Annotated in this window: 5 protein-coding genes; 3 read left to right on the plus strand and 2 right to left on the minus strand. The window is 38.8% G+C overall.

All coding sequences use genetic code 11. The features are described 5' to 3' along the window. The 3 genes from VB714_RS14105 to VB714_RS14115 form a co-directional block, all read left to right on the plus strand. On the plus strand, positions 1-1,271 hold a 1,271-nt coding region (locus tag VB714_RS14105), incomplete at its 5' end, for a YbjN domain-containing protein (protein WP_323225206.1). Between the two features lie 34 nt (positions 1,272-1,305). Continuing rightward, on the plus strand, positions 1,306-1,833 hold the full coding sequence (locus VB714_RS14110; protein WP_323225208.1) for a YbjN domain-containing protein: 528 nt from the start codon (positions 1,306-1,308) through the stop codon (positions 1,831-1,833). A gap of 2 nt (positions 1,834-1,835) precedes the next feature. After that, entirely contained in the window at positions 1,836-2,714 is an 879-nt protein-coding gene (locus VB714_RS14115) for an NAD(P)-dependent oxidoreductase (protein ID WP_323225210.1), read from the plus strand. A gap of 15 nt (positions 2,715-2,729) precedes the next feature. Here the strand turns inward: VB714_RS14115 and VB714_RS14120 are convergent, their stop codons facing one another. Then, positions 2,730-3,677: a hypothetical protein gene (locus VB714_RS14120; protein ID WP_323225212.1), complete on the minus strand. Its 948-nt coding sequence runs from the start codon at positions 3,675-3,677 to the stop codon at positions 2,730-2,732. A 257-nt stretch (positions 3,678-3,934) separates the two neighbouring features. After that, on the minus strand, positions 3,935-6,773 hold a 2,839-nt coding region (polA, locus tag VB714_RS14125; RefSeq protein ID WP_323225214.1), incomplete at its 5' end, for a DNA polymerase I.

The following is a 6,773-nucleotide window of genomic DNA, read 5'->3' on the forward strand; positions in this document are numbered from 1 at the left end:
TTGCGATCGCGATCGCAACTCCAACTGTAAGAGTGAAAAAGAAAGGAGATTCATTAGTTTCTTGTTCCCTAGAGTTTTCCACAAATCTTAAAATTTATCAAGAGATCGATCGCAAAGCACTTTTTAATCTCAATTCTGACCTAAGAGGAAAGTTTCTTGGTCAATCTTTCATATCTAACCAGAAAATCAAGATTAACTTACAACTTAACCCTTTCTTGCTGGCTCAATTAGAACCTCATGCCCATAATATCCGAGAAACTGCCATTTATTTAGAAACTTTAGGATCGCAGTCAACACAGAATGTTTTAGTGTCAACAGAGAGTTGGTTTGCAATATCAGTCCAACAACAGCAGAAACAAACAACAACGGGATATCATACTTTTTGGAAATTTGTGCAGTTAGGAGAAGCAACAGAAGATTTTCGCGTGGAAGACTTTTTAAATGGGATGTTGGATTTCTTACAAGAGACAACAGATTTTGATTTTGCAGAAATGGAAGAAGATATTGCAGAAGGTTTGGAATTATATCAAAAATTGAGTCAAATAAAGGCTTCTCATCCCAATCGAGACTTGCAGCCTTTGATCGAACAACTGACTAAAAATTTACGAGTAGAAACAAATCTTATGGAAGGAAAAGATTTGTCTCAAACATTGGTAAATATTGAGAATGATAATCCTTTAATTGATTGGTCATCCTTATTTAAGCCTACCAACCAGAGCCAAAATTCAACTTCTAGTCCCAGCGAAGATTTATCTATTGCAGACGATTTACAACCTCTATTTGAGGAATTCACCGATAAACTAGCAGACCCCAATAAAAATCAATTATTGCAAATTGCGGAATCTTTTTTTGTTCGAGAAGATTGGAAAATTTATTATACTGATGATTCTCCTAGTTTTCATGTCCAAGCAAAAGGAATTCATGGAGAGTGGACTTGTTTAGTTCAGATTAATGAACCTCACGAACAATTTCTATTTTATTCTTATTGTCCCTTATTTATTCCGGAGGATTGTAGACCAAAAGTTGCAGAATTTTTAGCAAGGGCAAATATAGAGATAGTTATCGGGAATTTTGAGTTAAACTACGATCGCGGAACTATTCGTTATAAAACCAGTATTGATGTTGAAGGAAGTCATTTAGCGCCGTCAATGGTTAAACAACTCGTATATACTAATATTGAGATGATGGATCGCTATTTACCGACTCTCAAACAAGTTATCGATCAAAAGATAGCCCCTCTGGAAGCAATTCATCAAGGAACTCAAAATTAGTGATTCTAGCTTGAGAAAAAAATATAGATAAACAATGGACAAACAAGCGATCGCCGCAATTCTTAACTCAAAAAAAATAAGTCTATTCGATCCTCCTGCGATCGCCGCGAATTCTTTCAACGGTTCCATTATTGATGCGGTGATTCACTACTTCACCCTCAATGATTGGAGTTGCGATCGCGAAGAAGTTAACCTTCTCCACAGTAACTTTCAAATTGATGGCGATCGCTGGGATTGCTACATTCAATCTTTTGAAGAACAAGGCCGGCTTCTCATCTACTCAATTTTACCCGTTATTGCTGCTCGGGATACACTGGCCGCAATCTTAGAATTAACAGCCAGAATTAACTATGAGACTGCGATCGGCAGTTTTGATTTAGATTGCGATACCGGTTTTATTGCTTATAAAACCAGTATCGATATTAAAAATAGTCATCTCGATTTGGCCTTAATTAGGAACTTATTGCAAGCTAACACTGAAACATTAGTTTACTATTTACCTGCTTTCCGAGCTATTATTGAAGGTAAAAATTCACCGCTTGAAGTGATTACGCATTATTAGAAATGAAAAAACTTCTTGTCACCGGATCTAGTGGTTTTCTCGGCTGGAATTTATGTCAAATTGCAACACAACAAAATTGGCAAGTTTTCGGAACTTATAGCACTCATGCAATTAATATTCCTAAAGTATTATCGCAAAAAATTGATTTAACTGATTTTCAAGCACTGAAAACACTGTTTGCAGAAATTCAACCCGATGCAGTTATTCATGCTGCTGCTGCTTCAAAACCTAATTATTGTCAAACTCATCCTCAAGAATCTTATCGCATAAACGTTACCGCTTCCTGTTATATTGCCGATCTATGTGCAGAAGTTGAGATTCCTTGTGCTTTTACCTCCACCGATCTTGTCTTTGATGGTTTAAATCCACCTTATAGGGAAGGCGATCGCGTCTGTCCAGTCAGTATTTATGGCGAACAAAAAGTATTAGCAGAACAAGGAATATTAGAGCGCTATCCGAAAACGGCTATTTGTCGAATGCCCCTAATGTTTGGTATTGCTTCCCCCCATTCTCCTAGTTTTATTCAATCATTTATTGCCAAACTCCGTCAAGAGGAAGAATTAACTTTATTTGTTGACGAGTACCGAATGCCTGTCAGTGCAGAAACTGCAACTCATGGATTGTTTTTGGCACTTGAAAAAGCAACAGGAATTTTACATTTAGGAGGCAAAGAACGCTTATCTCGGTACGAATTTGGCTGTTTAATGACAGAAGTTTTAGAACTACCCAAAACAGGCTTAAAAGCCTGCTCTCAAAAGGATGTAACTATGGCTGCCCCTCGACCTGCCGACCTCGCTATGGATAGTTCAAAAGCCTTTACTTTAGGCTATAATCCCCCAACTATACGCGAAGAATTAGCAACCTTAAAAGGAAAGGTGTAAAACTAGATAACATTATTACTTTTTCTTTTCCTTATATCTTGCATCTGCATATTTTTTCATAACACGATTAAACGTTTTTGCAACTCCCGTCCCTTTTGCTGCACTCACCAACGCAACAGAAAAATCGATTTGATGTTCCGGTTTAGCAATTTTGTCACAAGCATCGCGGATATTATATTCAATCCGTTTGAACAAATTGCGTGCATATTCTTCTACATTAGCCAAACTAACCCCAGGAATACAGCCCATCGCGACGATTTGCTCCAGCAAATCCATCTTATTAATAATTAAAGTAACACATAAAAGATTCTTGCTATAAACCGTTGCAAAAACAATTTCTAAAATTGCGGGAACAATATATTCAAGATGCTGTTCGACTCGTTTGCGAATCTTAGTTTCGGTATCAACTGCCAACCATTCAACTAATTCATTAGTATCTAATGGTTTGCCATTTTTTTCAATCCGAGGGGCAATATCAACAATAAACAGAACCCCATTCACCAAACGCTTATCTGGTAAACCAATGACTTGTGGAGAAGCATTCAGGGTATTCTGAGAGGGAGATTGACCTTGATAATCAGAAACAACAATTCGGCACTGTCGTTTCGTTTCCAAATCTAAATATTTTTCAGCAGTATAAAAGGCAAAAAATTTGGTTGCTTGTTCGGGTCTGACTTCTCCACCCAACCAACTTTTGATAATGGTTGTTTTCCCACTCCCCCCGCGACCATAAAGATAGAAGCGACTCGCAGCTTTCTTCAGCATGGAATCATTGCGAAGATTATCTACCAAGTCCCGGTAGATTTCTGTCGTCGCACCTACGGAGATAATGGCAAATACGGCAACCAACAAAAGGCTGATTAAGATCGGTCCTGTTGCCGTACCCGATCCATTGAGTAAAATAACGACAAATGTGGCACAAATCACCAACAATACAAAAATTAATATCTTGCGTCCTCTCATTGTATAATTCCGGGTACGATGGGTATGGAAGTCATTTTACGTTAATATACAGTAAATATCCCTGAAGATATTCTCTTTAACTCTATACAAGAGTTTTTTTTCAATCGCTATTATTGTGATAGGTATGGGGGATTTATCTATACTTCTCTCGAGTTTGATGGGATTTCCGGATCAAGAGAAAAGTTCTCACGAGATAGGGATTGTATCTAACAAAAGCGATCGCAGTTCGCTTGTGTTGTTAATCTTGGTTGTTAATGTTACTTAGCTTCCATCCAGTTTTTCCCTCCACGCACGTCTACAACTAAAGGAATGCTTAATTCCACAGCATTTTCCATCGTATCTCGAATTTGCGGTTCTAATTCTTCCCATTCTTCTGGTGGAATTTCAAAGACTAATTCATCGTGAACTTGCAACAGTAATTTGGCCTGATAATTTTGCAGGATTTCATGTAATTTAATCATGGCAATTTTAATGATATCTGCACTCGATCCCTGTATGGGGGCATTTGCAGCAGCCCTCAAGAGTTGTGAATCTCCCTGAGAAAGGTTTTTAAGGTTATCAAGATCGATCTCCTTGGGTTTGAGACCTTTGAGTTTTGTTACGCTGCTGCCAGCAAAATTAAAGTAGCGGCGACGTTTGAGCCAAGTTTCCACATAACCAAAGGCGATCGCTTCTTTTTTCATGCGTTCTAAATAGGCGAATACATTAGCATAGCGTTCTCGGTAGCGATCGATAAAGATTTTCCCTTCTTTGGAATTGACTCCTGCTTCTCGGGCAAAACGCTGGGCACCCATCCCATAAATTACCCCAAAATTAATCGTTTTTCCTAAACGGCGTTCGTCGGGGGTAATTTCTTCTTTTTCAAAGAGCAATTGTGCGGTGACGCGGTGGACATCCTGACGGTTGTGGTATGCTTCAACAAGGATGGGTTCTTGGCTCAAATGGGCGAGGATTCGCAGTTCAATTTGGGAGTAGTCTGCGGAAACTAATTGCCATCCTTCTCGAGGTAAAAAGGCTTTACGGATTTGCCTGGAAAATTCGCTACGAATGGGAATATTTTGTAAGTTAGGATTGGAGGAGGAGAGTCGCCCTGTGGAGGTGACGGTTTGATTAAAATGGGTGTGAATGCGCCCGGTTTTGGGATGAACAAGGGCGGGAATTGCATCGACATAGGTTGATTTTAGTTTGGACAGGGTACGATATTCGAGAATGCGATCGATGACGGGGTGATCTCCTTTTAATTTCTCTAAGGTTGCATGGTCTGTTGAGTATCCTGTTTTAGTTTTGCGGCTCTTTGTGATACTCAATCCTAATGTTTCAAAAAACAATTTACTCAACTGTTTGGGGGAGCCTAAATTAAATTCTTCTCCCGCTTCTTCATAAGCATTTTTCTCGATATTTGTCAAGTCTTTTCCTAACTGTTCGGATAGTTGTTTGAGGTAGTCGGTATCGATACGAATTCCTCGATCTTCCATTGCGGAGAGAACGGGTTCTAGCGGCTGTTCAACTTCTAAAAGTAGTTCTTCTAATGCGGGAATTTTTGTTAGTTCTGCTCTCAATTTTGGGACGAGACAAAAGGTTGCATAAACATCCATGCCGCAATATTCAGCAACTTGAGAAACGGGGAGATCGGAAATGTTTTTACCTTTGGGAATCTCTAAATCTTTGTAACTTTTTGCTTCAATTTCAGTTAAATATTTTAGGGATAAATCCGTTAGATTATGAAAGCTATCTGGGTTAATAATATAACTTGCCAACATGGTGTCAAAAACAACACCTTTTAATTTAATTCCTTGATAAAAAAGAACGAGGCGATCGAATTTCGCATTTTGTAGCGATTTGGGATATTTTTCACTTTCGAGAATAGGCTTCAAAGTCTCTAAAACCAATGTTTTATCGAGTTGCTTTCCCTCTTTATGAGCGAGGGGAATATAAGCCATATCAACGAGATTTTCTCCCCAACAACAGCCGATTCCAACTAATTCAGTATCGCGAGGTTCGAGGGAACTGGTTTCAGTGTCCCAAGCTACAGGAATTTCAGGATTAATATAAGTTTTTAAGCGGTCTACTAACGCTGTTAATTTTGCTTCGGTATCGATTATTTCTGGTGTAATGAGAGATTTTTCTTCCTCTTGAGCTTTTTCGGTTTCTTCTGCACTAAAAAAGGATGTATCGCCGTCTTCAGATGTTTCTATCTCCAAGGAAGTTGATTCTGTAGAATTGCTTCCGAATTGTTCTTGTAATTTGTCAAGTTGTTGGCTGATTTTACTTAATTCGAGTTGTTCTAATAAAGGCTGTGCTTGCTGAAAGTTTAAACCTTCAAGTTTCAGATCGTTAACTTTAACTTCTAAAGGAACATCGATTTTAATCGTTGCCATAAACTGGGAGTGTTTGGCATCTTCTTGTCCTGTTTTGAGTTTCTTTTGATTTGCGCCTTTAATTTGCTCGATATTCTCATAAGTTTTCTCTAAAGTTCCGTATTCTTTGAGCAATTTAACGGCGGTTTTCTCGCCAATTCCTCTAATGCCAGGAATATTATCGGATTTGTCACCACACAGGGCTTTATAATCAATAACTTGTGCAGGAGTGACTCCTAATTTTTCTTCAACTTCTGCGGCATGAAATTCCTTTAGTCCCGATCGCGCACTTTTAATTGCTCTCGGGTCTAAATAAATTACACTAATCTGTTTTTCATCATCAACAACTTGAAATAAATCCCGATCGCCAGTCATAATTTTAACCCGATATCCCGCTTGACTTCCTTGCAGAGCTAAAGTACCGAGAATATCATCCGCTTCGTATCCAGGTTTGGAGATCGCCGTCAAATTTAACCCTTGTAAAAGTGCTTGTAAATTCTTCATGTCCGGAATAAAATCATCCGGTGTTTCCTTGCGATCGGCTTTGTAGGTGGGATCTGCTTGATGGCGAAAGGTGGGTTCAGATGTATCGAAGGCGATCGCCAAAAATTCTGGCTTTTCCACTTGTATCGCTTGTAAAAGAGACTTGAGAAAGCCAAAACAAATATTAGTGGGAATTCCCGCAGAAGTCCGCAAACCGCCATCTCGTCCCTTCGCAAAGGCATAATAAGAACGGAAA

Source organism: Spirulina sp. 06S082, from assembly GCF_034932145.1.
Classification (GTDB): domain Bacteria; phylum Cyanobacteriota; class Cyanobacteriia; order Cyanobacteriales; family Spirulinaceae; genus CCY15215.

What these genes read in the sequence shown, in the direction of transcription:
- VB714_RS14110 (WP_323225208.1), top strand. Translation starts at nt 1,306, where the DNA reads ATGGACAAACAAGCGATCGCCGCAATTCTTAACTCAAAAAAAATAAGT.
- VB714_RS14115 (WP_323225210.1), top strand. Translation starts at nt 1,836, where the DNA reads ATGAAAAAACTTCTTGTCACCGGATCTAGTGGTTTTCTCGGCTGGAAT.
- VB714_RS14120 (WP_323225212.1), bottom strand. Translation starts at nt 3,677, where the DNA reads ATGAGAGGACGCAAGATATTAATTTTTGTATTGTTGGTGATTTGTGCC.